Here is a 14631-nt window from a genome sequence, read left to right on the forward strand (position 1 = left end):
CCACTCTAATCGACGTCCGGACGCCGTGGCCCCGGGGAAGCCGGCCCCGTCACACACCCCCTTGGCCAGGGGCGGAGAGCGGCGGCGTGGGGGAGGTGGTGGCTTCCCACTGGCTGAGGATGCCATCCCAGTCGTGCTGGGCGGCGGTGATGGCGTTGGCGTCCCAGGTGGGATGGGAGGCCTGTTGATACTGCTGATGCGGTGAGTGGTGCTGGTGCGGTGAGTTTTGCTGGTTCTGCTGTAGCTGTTGCTGGTGGTTCGGCAGGTGTTGCGGGTGCTGCTGTACGTGCTGCGGGTGCTGCTGTGGATGCTCCTCGTACACCCGGTACTCCTGGTAGTCCTGGTACTCCTGCTGGTCCCGGTAGTTCTGGTACGGCTGTTGTTTCCAGGGCTCCTGCTCGTAGGGCTCGCGTGGGGGTTGCTGTGGTCGCTCGCGCCAGGTCGACGAAGTGCTCTCGTGCTGCTGGGCGGGCGGGAGGTGGGCCAGCCGGCGGTGCCGGCCCAAACGGTCCGGCGGCGGGGTCTGCACCGGACGGCTCTCGGCGGCGAGCTGTTGTGCGCGTGCCACAAGGAGCCGGACATCGAGCCCGAGTTCGGTGGCGAGGGCACTGAGGTCAACTCCGCTGTGCCAGCTGCTCATCAGGACCGCGTCCAGGGCCGGCGCCCAGGCCGGCTCGTGGGGCTGGGGGGCAGGGGAAGCGTGGGGGGCGGCAGCGGGCGGTGTCGTTGCCGGGCCCACGGGCTGCGCCGCGGGGGGCGTCGTGGACTGTGCCGTGGGAGGTGTCGCGAGAGGCGCGGCGGGAGGCGTGGCGGTCTGCTGGGCGGCGGGCTGCTCGCGTGTGGTCTGGGCGAGCAGGCTCTTGGCGACCGCGCGGGCGTCCTCCTTGCCCACCGTGCGGCGGGCCAGGCGCACTTCGCGCTCGTCCAGGCCGAGCAGCTCCGCCACCACCGCGTCGCTGCCCACGGTCACGGCGAAGGCGGCCAGGGTCCGCGAGCGGCGGGCCTCGGCCTCGTCGAGGAGTCCCTGCGTACGGCGGACCTCGTCATCGCTGCTGCAAAACGCCTGTGCGAGTACGGCATGGCGCTCCCACAACTCCCTCGGTTCCATGACTGCGACAACGTTTCCTCGCCCGGATTGGACTGCTTCCCAGCTATAGATCACTGCATAAGGTGATATTCGAGAGAGATACGCCCTTGCCTCCACGCCAGACGTACGGGCCGCGGTAAAAATACGCAGTGACCCCAGGGCGGAAGAATCGTTTCTACGGCCATGAGCGACCCCTCTTCCGGCACCGTCGCAGGCGGCACCGTCGCAGGCCATGGACGAACCCCCCTCCCCCGCACCGGGCAGATGCCGCGGTGGATCACCGCGGACATCCTCCGGCAGACACCGGTGTACGCAGGGCTGGTGAAGCAGTGGACGGACCGCGCCGCCACCGTGCCCGGGGTTGCCGATCCGGAGTGGCAGCGGCTGGTCTCCTACCGCGCGCTGATGGAGGAGACCGAGACCGCCCTCACGGCGCTGCGGCCCCATCGCGCGCCCGATGTGCTGCCGTCGCGGAAGCAGGTCCCCGCGGCCCGTTCCGCCCGCCTCGACGCCTGAATCAGGCGTCCGCCGTCGGTTCCGGCAGTGCGGCCGCGAGCGCCGCCCCGGCCGGAGTACCGTTGAGTTGTCGAGGATTTCCCGCTGCCGGGATGTTGCCCCGGCAGCGGCTTTGACCAGCGACGGAGCCCGGGTGAGCGCAACGGATGACACGGACTTCAGCCCGATCGGTGTGATCGGGCGGGTGACCGTATCCATCCCGGCCGACGGCCCCGGCGAGGTGCTGCTGCCCGTACGCGGCGGAACCGAGGCCTTCGCCGCCTGGTCCCGCGAGCCCATCGCCCGTCATACCCAGGTCATCGTGGTGGACCACACCTCGGCGCGGTCGGTGATCGTCGCGCCGCTGCCCGGGTGACCGGGCCGTCCCGAAGAGCGCGGCCGGCCGCCCGAGTACTCCCTTCCCGTGGCCGCCCCCGCACACCGGCCGGGGCCGGTCGCAACGGACCAGGAGCCTTCCGATGTTGTTCTGGCATGTTCCTGCGCCGAACGAGGCGCTGTTGATCTCCGGCTCGAAGCGCCGGACCGGGGACGCCCAATTCCGTATCGTCACGGGCCACGGCTGCTGGGTCATGCCCGTCAAGCAGAAGGCGAGCGTGCTGGCGCTGTCGCTGCGGGAGGCGGAGATCTCCGAGGACTGCGTCACCCAGCAGGGCATCCGGATCGGGGTCAGGGCGGTCGCCGTCTTCAAGGTCGGTGACGACCAGACGTCGATCGCCAACGCCGCGCGCCGCTTCCTGGACGAGCAGGCCACCATGGAAGAGCTGGTGGGCCGGATCTTCGCCGGTCACCTGCGCTCGATCGTCGGCGGGCTGACCGTCGAACAGATCATCCGGGAACGGGACCGGGTCGCTCAGGAGGTCAAGGACGGCAGCCATTCCGAGATGGAGAAGCTGGGCATCGTCGTCGACGCCCTGCAGATCCAGGAGATCGCCGACACCTCCGGCTACATCACCAATCTCGCCGCCCCGCACGCCGCGGCGGTCGCCAGCGCGGCCCGCATCGCGCAGGCAAAGGCCGACCAGGAAGCCACCGAGCGGGAGCAGCAGGCGGCGGCCCTGAAGGCGGAGTACGAGCGGGACACCGCGATCAAGCGGGCCGGCTTCCTCGCCGAGACCGAGCAGTCCAATGCCCGCGCCGCCCAGGCGGGCCCGCTGTCGCAGGCCAGGGCCTCGCAGGAGGTCATCGAGGAGCAGACCGCGCTGGCCCAGCGGCAGGCCTCGCTCGCCGCCCAGCGGCTGGAGGCCGAGGTGCGCCGCCCGGCGGACGCCGAGGCCTACCGGCTGCGCACCCTGGCGGAGGCGCAGCGTGACCAGGTCCGCTTCGAGGCGGATGCCCGCGCCTACAGCGAACGGGCGGTCGCCCAGGCCCGGGCCGACGCGAACACGGCCCTCGCGGGCTCGCTGCGGGACGGCAACCAGGAGCTGATCGCCGCCAATCGCACCATCGAGAACCTTCCCGCCCTCGCCAAGGCGGCGGCCGAGGGCCTGTCCGGTTCCCGGCTCACCGTCCTCAACGGCACCGACGGGATCAATGAGATCGCCTCCGGCATCGTCGGCGAGGGGCTGGCCATTCTCGACAGCCTGAAGAACGGGACCACCGCGCCCGGCTCGGCTCCCCCGCTCGCCGACGGTGCGGGGCGGCTGCCGCAGAAGGTGACGAATCTGAAGCGGGACGGTGCCGGGCCCGGTTCCGGTTCCGGCTCCGGCTCCGGCTCCGGCTCCGGCTCCGGCTCCAGTTCCGGCTCCGGCTCCGGCTCCGGCTGATCTTCCCGTAATCCCGTCTGCCGTACGGCGGATGGGGCCAGGCCTGCCGGGCGACGCGGGCTGCCGGATACGGAGGGTGTCCGGCGCCCGTCGGCTCCCGTCGGCCTTGCCGTGCCCGTCGGCCTTGCCGTGCCCGTCGGCCTTGCCGTGCCCGTCGGCCTTGCCGCGTCCGGCCGGCGCGGCGCCGGACGTCGGACGTCGGTGAACGGCGGCTCGGGTCAGGCCGCGGACTTCTCGGACGTACCGCGCCACCGGGTCAGGGCGAGATGGGCGATGACCCCGAAGAGCAGTCCCCAGAAGGCGGAGCCGATGCCGAAGAGGGTGACGCCGGAGGCGGTGGCGAGGAAGGTGATCAGGGCCGCCTCGCGGTCCTTCTCCTCCTTCACCGCGCCGGTCAGGCCGCCGGCCAGGGCGCCGAGCAGCGCGACTCCGGCGACCGCCGCGACCAGTTCCTTGGGCAGTCCCGCGAAGAGCACCACCAGCGTCGAGCCGAACGCCCCGATGAGGAGGTAGAACGCTCCGCAGGAGACTCCGGCCACGTAGCGGCGCCGGGGGTCGCGGTGGGACTCCGGGCCGGTGCAGATCGCGGCCGTGATCGCCGCGAGGTTGATGGCGTGCGAGCCGAAGGGGGCCAGCAGTGTGGAGACCAGGCCCGTCGAACCGATCAGGAGGCGGTCCTTGGGCCGGTAGCCGGACGCGGTGAGTACCGCCATGCCCGGTGCGTTCTGCGAGGCGAGCGTCGCCAGGATCATGGGCACCGCGATGCCGATGAGGGAGGCGAGCGAGAAGTCCGGGGTCGTCAGGACCGGCTTGGCCAGCTCGATCCGGTCCAGGTGGATGTCCAGCCGGGAGCTTGCCGCACTGGCGAGGACGCCCGCCGCCAGGGCGACGAGTACGGCGTACCGGGGCAGCCACCGCTTCGCCAGGAGATAGGCGAGCAGGACGGAACCGGCTATGAGGGGTGCGGTCTTGAGGGAGGTGAAGACGCCGGTGCCGAACGAGAACAGGATGCCGGCGAGCATGGCGGAGACGACGGCGGTGGGCACCTGCCGCATCAGCCACCCGAACACGCCGGTCAGGCCGACCAGGGTGATCACCAGGCCGGTGATCAGGAAGGCCCCGATGGCTTCCGCGTAGGAGTAGGCCCCCAGGCTGGTGACCAGCAGGGCCGCGCCCGGTGTCGACCATGCGGTGATCACCGGCATCTTGGTGCGCAGGCTCAGCCCGATGCAGGTCAGGCCGCTGCCGATGGAGATGGCCCATACCCAGGAGCTGGTCTGGGCCGTGTCGAGATGCCCGGCGGAGGCCGCCGCGAGCACGATGACGAGCGGGCCCGAGTACGACACGACGACGGCGACGAAGCCTGCCAGTACGGCGGACAGTGAGACGTCACGCAAGAAGCCGGGGCGGCGGTCCGGCCCGGCGGCCGTGGGTGCGTCGGTACCTTCCGGTCCCGTGGCGCCGGTCTGCGAGGAGGAGTCCGGCGGTGCGGCCTCGGGGTGGGGGGTGGGCGTCCTGGAACTCAACGGTTGTCCTTAGCGGCCTTTTCACGGGCCTGTTCGAGGTCGGCAACGAGGTCTGTGGGGCTCTCCGGGTCGTTCAACGACATTTCCCGGAAGAGGAGTTGCGGACCTCGCCCGGGAATGCGGGCAGTGCAGTGATCCGGGAGTCCGGTTTTTTTGTGGGAAGTAGGGGAGGCGGCGGCTGTCCGGAATGATGAAGTCTTCGGATTCCTGTGACCGGCCTGGAAGGCGCCGCGCACCTTTCCGGGAACGCCTCCCCCCATCGACACGGAGACCTGACGGGCCGTTTCTCCCGCGACCGTCCCGAAGCTGAGTATAAGACAGACTCCCCCCTTCTCAGACAGGTTCCTGAGATGCCTTGCGTAGGGGTATTCCGGCCCGACGTCCAGCACCCGTGCGTCGCGCTGGACCAGAATCCAAACCATGGAAAATGGGCAGCACAAAGCAAGTGCACTCGCAGTGGCGAGTTACCCATGGGCTTGTTGGCCGGCGCACGGGTCAGGTGCGCTCTCCGCAGAAGGGGTCGTTCCTCCCCCGTCCGCGTTGGTCGCAAATCCCCCATTCGCGATGTGACAGCGCAATCCTGCCACTCCGCACGTCTGGTGACAACGATTCACCGAAATCCAAAAACGTTGAACGCTGAAATGCGGCGGGGCTGCCGGGCGGAATACATTCCTCCCCATTGACCGGGCGCTCCCGCCGGGTCGCACACCCGCCGCACCCGCCGCCGCCTCAGGCCCGCTCACGCCACGGAGACCGGCGGAAAACGGCATGTGACACGGCATGTGACACGGCATGCGGAGGGCCCGGGATCACGATCCCGGGCCCTCCGCTCGATCAGCCGGCGGTTCCTAGAGGAGGCCGAGCAGGCCGAGGCCGAGCAGCCCGTCCTTGCCCAGACCGTTCCTGCCCGCGCCCGATCCGTCACGCCCGTTGCCGTCACGCCCGAAGCCGTCGCGCTCATAGCCGCTGTCACGGCCGAAGCCGTCGTCACGGGCGCCGACCTGGCCGTAGTCGTCGTAGCCGTCGTGGCCACCGTGACCGAAACGGCCCTGGCCGCGACCGTGGCCGTGGTGGCGGTTGTGGTGCCGGTTGTGGTGCCGGTCGCCGTAGTGGCCCCTGTCGCAGTGGCGCGAGAAGCACTTGGCGCTCTGTGAGCTGCTGGGGACCGGGGTTGCGGCGGTGGCGACGCCTGCCGTCGGCACCACCAGGGCAGCCGCGGCCAGGCCGGCCACGGCGAGGCCGCGAGGGATCGAAGGGTGCATGTTCCCACCTTCACTCGACTCTGCAGAAAAAGAATATTCTCTGCAAAAGTGACAATAAGGGTGGTTCTTTCCTTCGACCCGCGACCCGCCGCAGCATCACTGGAACGCAGCACGCACCGGAACGCGGCACGCACTCCAACAGCCCACGCCGCGGCCCTCCTGATTCACTCCGGAATCCGGCCGCTCTCCCCGGCCACCGCCCCGTCGGTCCGCGGCAGGCTCTCCAACAGGCCGCCCAGGGCGCCCACCACGAGCCGGCACACCGTGTCGGGGTCGGCGCTCGCCAGCGGCTCCTTGCCGACCACCACACGCATCAGGCCAATTCCCAGCAGCCAGGACAGCGCCAGATCGCCCCGCAAGGTCCCGGTATCGGAATCGGAGAGCGTGGCGAGCACCGCCGCGTACTCCTCCCCCAGCCCCCGCAGCGCCTCCGCGATCTCGTCGCTGCCGCCGATGGAGCGCAGGCACACCTCCAGCGAGCGGTCGGTGCCCTCCTTTCCGCCGCCGGCCAGCATGCCGCGCAGGGCGACCTCGAACAGCCGCTCGGCGGGGGTGGTGCGCAGCTGCTCATGGCCGCCACGTGCCATGACTTCCCCGAACAGGGCCCGCTTCGAGCCGAAGTAACGGAACAGCAGGGCCTGATTGGCCCCGGCGCGGGACGCGATGTCGCGCACTGTCGCCCGTTCGTAGCCGCGCTCGGCGAACAGCTCCGACGCGGCATCGAGCAACCGCAGCCGGGTGCCCTCTGCGCTACGGCGGTATGCGCTCTCCGCGCCGTGCTGCGGGGACTTGGCCATCGCCACGCTCCTCTCCGTTGGCCCGTCAGGATGACGGCCACAATCGATCGTTGACCGGCCCGAGGGGGGCGTCCTACCTTATGTAAGCAGGTGCTTACACAAGGGAGGTCACCTTGACCACAGCCGACACAGCACCCCTCTCCTACCCCTTCAATGTCCCCGAGAGCCTTGAGCTTGCCGAGGAGTACGAGCACGCCCGCAACCGTCCGGGGCTGCTGAAAGTCCGGATGACGTACGGCGAGCCGGCCTGGCTCGTGACCCGGTACGCCGAGGCCCGGTTCGTCCTCGGCGATCAGCGCTTCAGCCGCGCCGAGGCCGTCCGGCACGACGAGCCCCGGCAGTCCGAAGGGCAGCGCGACAGCGGCATCCTGGGCATGGACCCGCCCGACCACACCCGGCTGCGCACCCTGGTGGCCAAGGCGTTCACCGTCCGGCAGGTCGAAAAGCTCAGGCCGCAGGTCAAGCAACTGGCGAACGACCTGCTCGACGAGCTCGCGGCGGCCGGGCCGCCCGCCGACCTGGTGGACCGTTACGCGCTGCCCATCCCCGTCGCGGTGATCTGCCGCCTGCTCGGTGTCCCGGCCGAGGACCGGCCGCGGTTCCGGGTCTGGAGTGACGCCGCCCTGTCGACAAGTTCCCTCACCGCGGCGGAATTCGACGCCAATCAAGAAGAACTCCGCGCCTACATGCGGCAGTTGATCGAGCAGCACCGGCGCGCGCCACAGGACGATCTGATGACGGCGCTCATCGACGCCCGGGACGTCAACGACCGGCTGTCCGAACTCGAACTCGTCGACCTCTGCGTCGGCATCCTGGTAGCCGGGCACGAGACCACCGCCACTCAGATTCCCAACTTCGTGCTGGCGCTGCTGGACCACCCGGGCCAGCTCGCCCTGCTGCGCGAAAAGCCGGAGCTGATCGGCCAGGCCGTGGAGGAACTCCTGCGTTTCGTACCGCTCGGCAGCGGTGCGAGCCAGCCCCGTTACGCGACGGAGGACGTCGAGGTCGGCGGGACGCTGGTGCGGGCCGGCACCCCGGTCCTGGTGGCGGTGGGCGCGGCCAACCGGGATGCCCTGCGTTTCGACTCACCGGGGACGCTGGACATCTCGCGGGCCGGAACCCAGCACCTCGGGTTCGGTCACGGGGTCCATCACTGTCTGGGCGCGCCGCTGGCCCGGCTGGAACTCCAGGAGGCGCTGATCGCCCTGATCACCCGCTTCCCGGAACTGCGGCTGGCGGGCGATGTGGTGTGGAAGAGCGAAATGCTGGTGCGCGGCCCGCGGGTCATGCCGGTGGGGTGGTGAACGAATGACCTGGAAGCTGGAGATCGACCCCGGGCAGTGCATGGCCTCGGGGTCGTGCGCCGCCATCGCGCCGGACCTCTTCGCCCTGGACGGCGAGCACGCCCGTCCGCTCAAGGAGCGGATCGACGAGGACGAACGCGCGCTGGACGCCGCCGATGTCTGTCCGGCCGTCGCGATCACCGTACGGGACGGAGAAAGGGTCATCGGGCCCCGGCCGTAGGGAGAGGGAGGTGCCGCCAACCTCCTGGGGCCGGCGACCGGGCTCCTCCGGGATGCGGGTGCACTGCATCCCGGAGCGGCCCACTGCCGGGGCAGGATGGCACCTAGAGCCGGTCCCCGCCGCTGACCCAGTCCCGGTAGCGGGTGGGAGCGATATGGGCGTCGCCCTTGGCGAGGAGGGCGTCGCCGGGGACGGCCGCGAACATTCCGGCGCTGTTGTCCGTGGTGACGGTGCGCCGGTCGCCACGGGCGGCGAGGGTGAGCCTGCCGAGTTCGTCCAGCGAGAAGACGTCGGCACCGGCGACGCTGTGGATACCGCGCAGGGGGCTGCCGACGGCCACGTCGGCTACGGCACGGGCGACGTCCGCCGAGGCGATCGGCTGCACGGGGGTGGCGGACAGACGTGTCCGTCGTGCCTGTCGTGTCTGTTCGGGCGGGGTGCGCTTTGCCAGGTTTACCCCGACTGCCTCGTCCGGCCTTCGTGATTGCCGGGGACACGGACACGCATTCCTCGGTCGGCGGGCGGTGCACGTCGGGGCCCCTCTCGCTCGGCTGCGGGGCAGGGGTGCGACGATGGGCCTGTCATGGATGCGGGGCAGGTTCTCAGGGGGCTACGCGCCGCGGTGTTCGCGGTGGTGTGTGTGCTGCTCGCCGCGCTGGGGCACATGGTGATGTCGGATGCCGTGGTACCCGCGTGGATGCTGCTCGTCGCCGGGGTGGGGACCGCGGCCGGTGCCTGGTGCTGCGCGGGCCGGGAACGCGGGCCGCTGCTCGTGGCGTTGCTGACCGTCGGCACCCAGGCGGCCTTGCACAGTGCCTTCTCGTTGGGCCAGGCGGTCGCCCGTTCCGGTGGGGGTGAGAGCTCACTCGCGCGCCGGTGGGCGGAGACCTGGCTGTGCGGGGCGGACGGGACGCGACTCTCCGGGCACGGCAGCGCCCGGTTGATCCAGCTGATGCATCAGCAGATGGCGGCCCTGCCCTCGATGGACCGCGCGAGCCGGCTGCGGGACATGGCCGGCATGGGGCACACGGAGCACATGGGCCACATGGGCTCCATGAGCGGCGGCATGGACGCCATGAGCGGCATGGCTCACGCGGGTCAGATGCCGGGGATGCACGGCAGTGCCACCGGCATGCTGGCAGCCCACCTGCTGGTCGCCCTGCTCAGCGCGGGGTGGCTGTGGGGTGGCGAGCGGGCGGCGTTCCAGCTCGTACGGAGCCTTTCGGCCTGGTTGTTCGCGCCGTTGGTGCTCGTCCTGCGGATCCTGCTGCCCGATCCGCGGCCCGCCGTCCGCGCCGCCCGGCAGGAGCCGCGGCGTGCGGTGCGGCAGTTGCTGCTGGCGTATACGAGGTCGTTGCGGGGCCCACCGCAGGAGCCGGCTGTCGGCTGACAGCACGGACGAACTCCAGAGCCGGCGGACGGCCGGGTGCCGAGCGCACCCCGACGACGTCCCGGCTCCGACTTCACCGGTCCCCGCCGCGCGCGGCGACCGGATCATGCGAAGGACTCCAGATGATGATTCCTGTCCGGACGCCGGTGGCACTGCCGCCCGCGTCCCTTCCCGGCGCGCCGGCCGACGGAGGCGGGCGCCCGCCGGCCACCGCGTCAACCGGCGGGTGTACCGCCGGTGTCCGCCGTCCCGGTACCCGCCGTACCAGCGTCTCCCCTCCCGAGGTCCGCCATGCCGGAGATCTCCGGTCCCGCGGAGACCGCACGCAGTCGGGCGAGCAGCGACGCGGCAGCCGCCGGGTCGTCCGCCGGGTGGGTGGCGGCGCGGTCGAGGCCGGTCGTCAGGGCCCCTGCCTGTGCGTCCCACCGTCGGCAGTCCCGGCAGCCGGCCAGGTGGTCGTCGAGCCGGCCGGGGGTGAGCCCGGGAGGCAGTTCCTCGCCGTCGAGGCGGGCGGAGAGTGCCGTACGGATGCGCGAGCAGAGCATGCGTCCATCCTCCCCGAAGCACGGCGGTGCGGCGAGGGGCGGTCGCGGCATGCGGGATGACGAGGCGGTGACGGGCTGGGCACTGGCCGCCCGTACCGGGGACGAGAGGGCCGTCGAGCAGTTCGTGCGGGCCACCCAGCTCGATGTCCGGCGCTATGTGACGCATCTGAGCGGTGATCCGCAGGCGACCGACGACCTGATGCAGGACACCTATGTCCGGGCGCTGCGCAGCCTGCCGCGGTTCGAGGGCCGGTCGTCGGCGCGTACCTGGCTGCTGACCATTGCCCGGCGGGTCGTGGCGGACCGCATCCGGTCCGTCGCGGTGCGGCCCCGGCTGGCCGCGACCGACGACTGGCAGACGGCCGCGGAGCGGGTGCAGCCGCGGGGTGTGCCGGGATTCGACGAGGGCATCGCGCTGGCCGAGCTGCTGGCGGCGCTGGCGCCCCAGCGGCGGGAGGCGTTTGTGCTCACGCAGTTGCTGGGGCTGCCGTACGCGGCGGCGGCCGGGGTGATGGGCTGTCCCGTGGGGACCGTACGGTCCCGGGTGGCGCGCGCCCGGGAGACGCTGGTCGGGTTGCTGACGGATGCGGAGCGCCCGGAAGGGGAGCTCCTGGAAGGCGAGCGCCCGGAAGGGAAGCGCCCGGAGAGGGCCCACGGGCCGCGGGTTTACGCGGACGCCGTGGCCTGACACCGCGCACGGGGCGCGGAGCACGCGGCTGAGCGACGGGGCTCATGGACGGGCGAAGGGCCGGTCCATGAGCCCCGTGACGTGTGGGGCCCGTGACGTGTCGGCCCCGTGGCGGCAGCCCCTGGCGTGCGGCCCATGGCGTAGGGCTCGCCGTTCGGTTCAGCTGCCGGGACGTACCGCCCGGGCCCGTACCGTCCGTGGCGGGCTGTGGCGGAAGTGCAGCGTGAAGGTGAGCCGGTCGCCGGGCGCGAGTCGTGGCGGCGGGCTGACCATGACGTCCAGGGTGGTCGGCGTCATGGTCAGGGCGCCGCCCGCCGGGACGGTGGCGCCGCGGACCATCGCCATGCTCCGGGCGTTGTGCCCGATGTCGACGGTGCGGCTGAGCATCGCGCGATGGCCGGTGGGGCCGGTGACGCCGGTCAGGACGTCATCGGCGCCGCCGGTGTTGCGGAGGGTGAAGAACGCCGCGGTCGCCTCGGCCCCCGAGGGGATCAGCACCCGGCCCTCGGGGATCGTCAGCTCCGCGGGCCTTCCCGCGTTGCCGCCGGCGGTCCACGCGGTGAGCGCGCCGAGGGTCACCAGACAGGTGAGCAGCGGCACGGCGACGGCCGAGAGGGGCGGGAGGGAAGCGAAGGAGGGGAGGGACGGCCGTTTCATGAGGTCTCCGCACGGGGTTGGGGCCGTCGTCCGTGGGGGCGGCGGGCCGGCCTGCCGGGCCGCCAGGCGCGCAGCCGGAGGCTGTTGCCCACGACGAGCAGTGAACTGGCGGACATGGCGGCGGCCGCCGGCATCGGACTGAGCAGGCCGACGGCCGCGAGCGGCACGGTGACGAGGTTGTAGCCGAAGGCCCAGACGAGATTGGCACGGATGGTGCCCAGGGTGCGCCGGGCCAGGCGTACCGCGTCGGGGATGGCCTGCAGGTCCTCGCGTACGAGGGTGACATCCGCGGCACCGATCGCCGCATCGGTGCCACTGCCCATCGCGATCCCGAGGTCGGCGAGGGCGAGGGCCGCCGCGTCGTTGACGCCGTCGCCGACGACGGCGACCCGGCCGCCCTGCTCCTTGAGGGTGGTGACGAGAGCTGCCTTGTCCTCGGGGCGGGCCCCGGCGTGGATTTCGGTGATGGCGAGATGGCCGGCCACGGCTCGGGCGGTGGCGTCCCGGTCGCCGGTGGCCAGGACCGGCCGCAGCCCCAGACGGCGCAGATGGTCGACGGCGCGGTAGCTGTCGGGGCGGAGGGCGTCGCCGACCGCGATGACGGCCTCCGGGGTGCCGTCGACGGTGACCTGGACGGCGGTGTGGCCGGCCGCCTCCGCGGAGTGCACCGCGTCCGGCAGCGGAGCAGGCAGGCCGGTGAGGTCGCCGGGCCGGGTGACCTCCACCCGGCGCCGGTCGGCCGTGCCGTGGACGCCGTATCCGGGGGTGGCACCGAAGTCCTTCACCGGCGGCAGAGGTTGTCCCGAGGGCGGTAGTTGTCCCGAGGGCAGTGGCTGTGCCGACGACGGCGGGTGTCCCGACGGCAGCGGTTCTCCCTGCAGCCGGGCGTCGGCGGCCGCGCCGATCGCGCGGGCCAGCGGATGCTCGGAGCCCTGCTCGACGATGGCGGCCAGCCGAAGTGCCTCCGGGGCGTCCAGGCCGCCGGTGCGCCCGGTGAGGGCCGTGACGCTCATCCGGCCCGTGGTGAGGGTGCCGGTCTTGTCGAGGACGACGGTGTCGATGCGGCGCAGTCGCTCCAGCGCCTCCGGGCCGCGGACCAGGATCCCGAGCTGGGCACCGCGGCCGGTGGCGGCCAGCAGCGCGGTCGGGGTGGCCAGCCCCAGCGCACAGGGGCAGGCGACGACGAGGACGGCCACCGCCGCGGTGATCGCGGACTGCGGGTCGGCTCCGGCACCGAGCCAGAAGCCCAGGACGGTGACCGAAACGGTCAGGACGGCGGGGACGAAAACGGCCGCCACCGCGTCGGCGAGCCGCTGGACCTTGGTCTTGCCGGTCTGGGCGTCCTCGACGAGGCGGGTGATCCGGGCGAGTTGGGTACCGGCGCCCACCGCGTCGGCCCGTACCTCCAGCAGACCGCCGGAGTTGACCGCGCCGCCGACGACCGCCGCGCCCGGACCGACCTCGACGGGGCGGCTCTCCCCGCTGATCAGGGACAGGTCCAGGGCGGAGGTGCCGTCGACGACGGTGCCGTCGGTGGCGACCCGTTCCCCGGGCCGGACCAGGAAATGGTCACCGGCCCGCAGCCGGTCCACGGGGATGCGCCTGCCCCGCTCCCGGCGCTGTCCGCCCGGGGGAAGCTCCCTGTCATCGGCCGTGCGTACCTCGACGTCCTTGGCGGCGAGTTCGGCCAGCGCGCGCAACGCGGCTCCGGTACCGCGCCGGGCCCTGGCCTCCATCCGCCGGCCGGCGAGCACGAACAGCGGTACGCCGACGGCGGCTTCCAGGTAGAGGTGCGCGGTCCCGTCACCGGCCGCGGGCAGCAGGCTGAACGGCATCGTCATTCCGGGCGTACCGGCCCCGCCGAGGAACAGCGCATAAGCGGACCAGCTGAAGGAGGCGGCGACGCCCAGCGAGACCAGGGTGTCCATGGTGGCGGCACCGTGCCGCAGACCGCGCAGTGCACGGGCGTGGAACGGGGCGGCGCCCCACACGGCGACGGGCGCGGCGAGCACGAAGCACAGCCACTGCCAGTTTCGGAACTGCCAGCCGGGCACCATCGACAGCACCAGGACGGGGAGCGAGAGCGCCGCGGTCAGCAGCAGCCGGTGCCGCTCGGCGCGGCCGCCGTCGTCCCCGCCGTCCGGGCGGACATCGGACGACGGCGACTCGCCCGGACGGACGTCGGACGCCCGAGGGCCGTCCGCGTCCGGTGCAGGGGCGGGCTCGTGGAGCCGGGCGGTGAAGCCGGCCGCCTCGACGGTGGTGACGAGGTCGGTGACGGACACCGCCGCCGGGTGGCTGACCGTGGCCCGGCCGGTGGCGAGGTTCACCGAGGCGGCGACGCCGTCGAGCCGGCCGAGCTTCCGCTCGACCCGGCCCACACAGGCGGCACAGGTCATCCCGCCGATGGTGAGGGTGGTGGTGTGGGGCGGGGCCGATGCCGCGTCGGGGGGCGACGAAGGGCCGGGCGCAGGCTGCGGCATCATCGCGCTACTCCCCCCGGCGCGGGGCGAGGGGCCGTGCCCCGCATCCCGCCCATACCGTGCATCCCGCCCATGTCCCCGTCATCGGCGGGCGTGCCTCCCGTACGGGTGCCGCCGGCCGGCTGCAGATCCGGGGCCACCGGACCGACGACGGCACCGGCCGCGTACGACAGGGTGCCGAGCAGCGCCAGCAGCAGGAGGAAACCGAGGACCGGCCGGGCGGGCAGCAACCGTGCGACGGCCTGGCGGAGAGGGGGCCGACTGCGGTCGGCCGAAGAGCGTGGCATCGCGTCATGGTGGCAGGTGGAGACGGTGCCGAGCGGCGGATCGGGGGCTCGTCGGGGGGTGAGGTTCATCCCGCTCCCGCGCCGGAACTCACCGGCGTCCGGGCCC

At 72.3% G+C, this 14631-nt stretch carries 15 protein-coding genes and 1 pseudogene; 7 read left to right on the forward strand and 9 right to left on the reverse strand.

Features of this window, described 5'->3' with window-relative positions:
- Positions 1-49: 49 nt before the first annotated feature.
- The gene (locus CFW40_RS02980; RefSeq protein WP_088796262.1) at positions 50-1108 is read right to left on the reverse strand and encodes a hypothetical protein; all 1059 of its coding nucleotides are present in this window, start codon (positions 1106-1108) and stop codon (positions 50-52) included.
- Between the two features lie 162 nt (positions 1109-1270).
- Here CFW40_RS02980 and CFW40_RS02985 point away from each other — a divergent pair, with 162 nt between their 5' ends.
- The 3 genes from CFW40_RS02985 to CFW40_RS02995 all read left to right on the forward strand — a co-directional run bounded on the left by CFW40_RS02985 (position 1271) and on the right by CFW40_RS02995 (position 3366).
- Entirely contained in the window at positions 1271-1603 is a 333-nt protein-coding gene (locus CFW40_RS02985) for a hypothetical protein (protein ID WP_088796263.1), read from the forward strand.
- Positions 1604-1736: 133 nt separating this feature from the next.
- On the forward strand, positions 1737-1958 hold the full coding sequence (locus CFW40_RS02990; protein ID WP_088796264.1) for a hypothetical protein: 222 nt from the start codon (positions 1737-1739) through the stop codon (positions 1956-1958).
- Between the two features lie 103 nt (positions 1959-2061).
- Complete coding sequence (locus CFW40_RS02995; RefSeq protein ID WP_088796265.1) at positions 2062-3366, forward strand: flotillin family protein; 1305 nt, start codon at positions 2062-2064, stop codon at positions 3364-3366.
- A gap of 218 nt (positions 3367-3584) precedes the next feature.
- Here CFW40_RS02995 and CFW40_RS03000 read toward each other — a convergent pair whose 3' ends face one another.
- The 3 genes from CFW40_RS03000 to CFW40_RS03010 form a co-directional block, all read right to left on the reverse strand.
- Positions 3585-4892 carry a benzoate/H(+) symporter BenE family transporter gene (locus CFW40_RS03000; protein ID WP_088796266.1) on the reverse strand — a complete coding sequence of 436 codons (1308 nt, stop codon included), beginning with the start codon at positions 4890-4892 and terminating at the stop codon, positions 3585-3587.
- A gap of 848 nt (positions 4893-5740) precedes the next feature.
- A complete protein-coding gene (locus CFW40_RS03005; RefSeq protein ID WP_088796267.1) occupies positions 5741-6154 on the reverse strand; it encodes a hypothetical protein in 414 nt (137 codons plus the stop codon).
- A 164-nt stretch (positions 6155-6318) separates the two neighbouring features.
- A complete protein-coding gene (locus CFW40_RS03010; RefSeq protein WP_088796268.1) occupies positions 6319-6951 on the reverse strand; it encodes a TetR/AcrR family transcriptional regulator in 633 nt (210 codons plus the stop codon).
- A 113-nt stretch (positions 6952-7064) separates the two neighbouring features.
- On the opposite strand from CFW40_RS03010, the gene CFW40_RS03015 reads away from it, so the two are divergent.
- Positions 7065-8255: a cytochrome P450 gene (locus CFW40_RS03015; RefSeq protein WP_088796269.1), complete on the forward strand. Its 1191-nt coding sequence runs from the start codon at positions 7065-7067 to the stop codon at positions 8253-8255.
- Between the two features lie 4 nt (positions 8256-8259).
- The gene (locus CFW40_RS03020) at positions 8260-8475 is read left to right on the forward strand and encodes a ferredoxin (protein ID WP_088796270.1); all 216 of its coding nucleotides are present in this window, start codon (positions 8260-8262) and stop codon (positions 8473-8475) included.
- A 103-nt stretch (positions 8476-8578) separates the two neighbouring features.
- On the opposite strand, the pseudogene CFW40_RS03025 reads toward CFW40_RS03020, so the two are convergent.
- Positions 8579-8878, reverse strand: a pseudogene (locus CFW40_RS03025) (LysR family transcriptional regulator); the annotation flags it as partial.
- Positions 8879-9058: 180 nt separating this feature from the next.
- Between CFW40_RS03025 and CFW40_RS03030 the strand changes: the two are divergent.
- Positions 9059-9865, forward strand: coding sequence for a PE-PGRS family protein (locus CFW40_RS03030; protein ID WP_088796271.1), 807 nt, complete (start codon positions 9059-9061; stop codon positions 9863-9865).
- 215 nt (positions 9866-10080) lie between these two features.
- Here CFW40_RS03030 and CFW40_RS03035 read toward each other — a convergent pair whose 3' ends face one another.
- A complete protein-coding gene (locus CFW40_RS03035) occupies positions 10081-10410 on the reverse strand; it encodes a zf-HC2 domain-containing protein (protein ID WP_088796272.1) in 330 nt (109 codons plus the stop codon).
- Between the two features lie 49 nt (positions 10411-10459).
- Between CFW40_RS03035 and CFW40_RS03040 the strand changes: the two genes are divergently transcribed.
- Positions 10460-11098, forward strand: coding sequence for a sigma-70 family RNA polymerase sigma factor (locus CFW40_RS03040; RefSeq protein WP_256331618.1), 639 nt, complete (start codon positions 10460-10462; stop codon positions 11096-11098).
- Positions 11099-11257: 159 nt separating this feature from the next.
- On the opposite strand, the gene CFW40_RS03045 is transcribed toward CFW40_RS03040, so the two are convergent.
- Genes CFW40_RS03045 through CFW40_RS03055 form a run of 3 tightly spaced genes read right to left on the reverse strand, consistent with a single transcriptional unit; the run spans position 11258 to position 14525 of the window.
- A complete protein-coding gene (locus tag CFW40_RS03045) occupies positions 11258-11755 on the reverse strand; it encodes a copper chaperone PCu(A)C (protein ID WP_088796273.1) in 498 nt (165 codons plus the stop codon).
- Positions 11752-14238, reverse strand: a complete 2487-nt coding sequence (locus CFW40_RS03050; RefSeq protein ID WP_088801870.1) for a cation-translocating P-type ATPase — start codon at positions 14236-14238, stop codon at positions 11752-11754. The genes CFW40_RS03045 and CFW40_RS03050 overlap by 4 nt, the downstream gene beginning before the upstream one ends.
- Entirely contained in the window at positions 14238-14525 is a 288-nt protein-coding gene (locus CFW40_RS03055) for a hypothetical protein (RefSeq protein WP_088801871.1), read from the reverse strand. Before CFW40_RS03055 ends, CFW40_RS03050 begins: the two co-directional genes overlap by 1 nt.
- Positions 14526-14631: the final 106 nt, after the last annotated feature.

Source organism: Streptomyces sp. 2114.4 (assembly GCF_900187385.1).
Lineage (GTDB): Bacteria > Actinomycetota > Actinomycetes > Streptomycetales > Streptomycetaceae > Streptomyces > Streptomyces mooreae.

What these genes read in the sequence shown, in the direction of transcription:
- CFW40_RS03005 (WP_088796267.1), bottom strand. Translation starts at nt 6,154, where the DNA reads ATGCACCCTTCGATCCCTCGCGGCCTCGCCGTGGCCGGCCTGGCCGCG.
- CFW40_RS03035 (WP_088796272.1), bottom strand. Translation starts at nt 10,410, where the DNA reads ATGCTCTGCTCGCGCATCCGTACGGCACTCTCCGCCCGCCTCGACGGC.
- CFW40_RS03030 (WP_088796271.1), top strand. Translation starts at nt 9,059, where the DNA reads ATGGATGCGGGGCAGGTTCTCAGGGGGCTACGCGCCGCGGTGTTCGCG.
- CFW40_RS03040 (WP_256331618.1), top strand. Translation starts at nt 10,460, where the DNA reads ATGCGGGATGACGAGGCGGTGACGGGCTGGGCACTGGCCGCCCGTACC.
- CFW40_RS03050 (WP_088801870.1), bottom strand. Translation starts at nt 14,238, where the DNA reads ATGCCGCAGCCTGCGCCCGGCCCTTCGTCGCCCCCCGACGCGGCATCG.
- CFW40_RS03010 (WP_088796268.1), bottom strand. Translation starts at nt 6,951, where the DNA reads ATGGCCAAGTCCCCGCAGCACGGCGCGGAGAGCGCATACCGCCGTAGC.
- CFW40_RS02995 (WP_088796265.1), top strand. Translation starts at nt 2,062, where the DNA reads ATGTTGTTCTGGCATGTTCCTGCGCCGAACGAGGCGCTGTTGATCTCC.
- CFW40_RS03020 (WP_088796270.1), top strand. Translation starts at nt 8,260, where the DNA reads ATGACCTGGAAGCTGGAGATCGACCCCGGGCAGTGCATGGCCTCGGGG.
- CFW40_RS03055 (WP_088801871.1), bottom strand. Translation starts at nt 14,525, where the DNA reads ATGCCACGCTCTTCGGCCGACCGCAGTCGGCCCCCTCTCCGCCAGGCC.
- CFW40_RS02985 (WP_088796263.1), top strand. Translation starts at nt 1,271, where the DNA reads ATGAGCGACCCCTCTTCCGGCACCGTCGCAGGCGGCACCGTCGCAGGC.
- CFW40_RS03045 (WP_088796273.1), bottom strand. Translation starts at nt 11,755, where the DNA reads ATGAAACGGCCGTCCCTCCCCTCCTTCGCTTCCCTCCCGCCCCTCTCG.
- CFW40_RS02980 (WP_088796262.1), bottom strand. Translation starts at nt 1,108, where the DNA reads ATGGAACCGAGGGAGTTGTGGGAGCGCCATGCCGTACTCGCACAGGCG.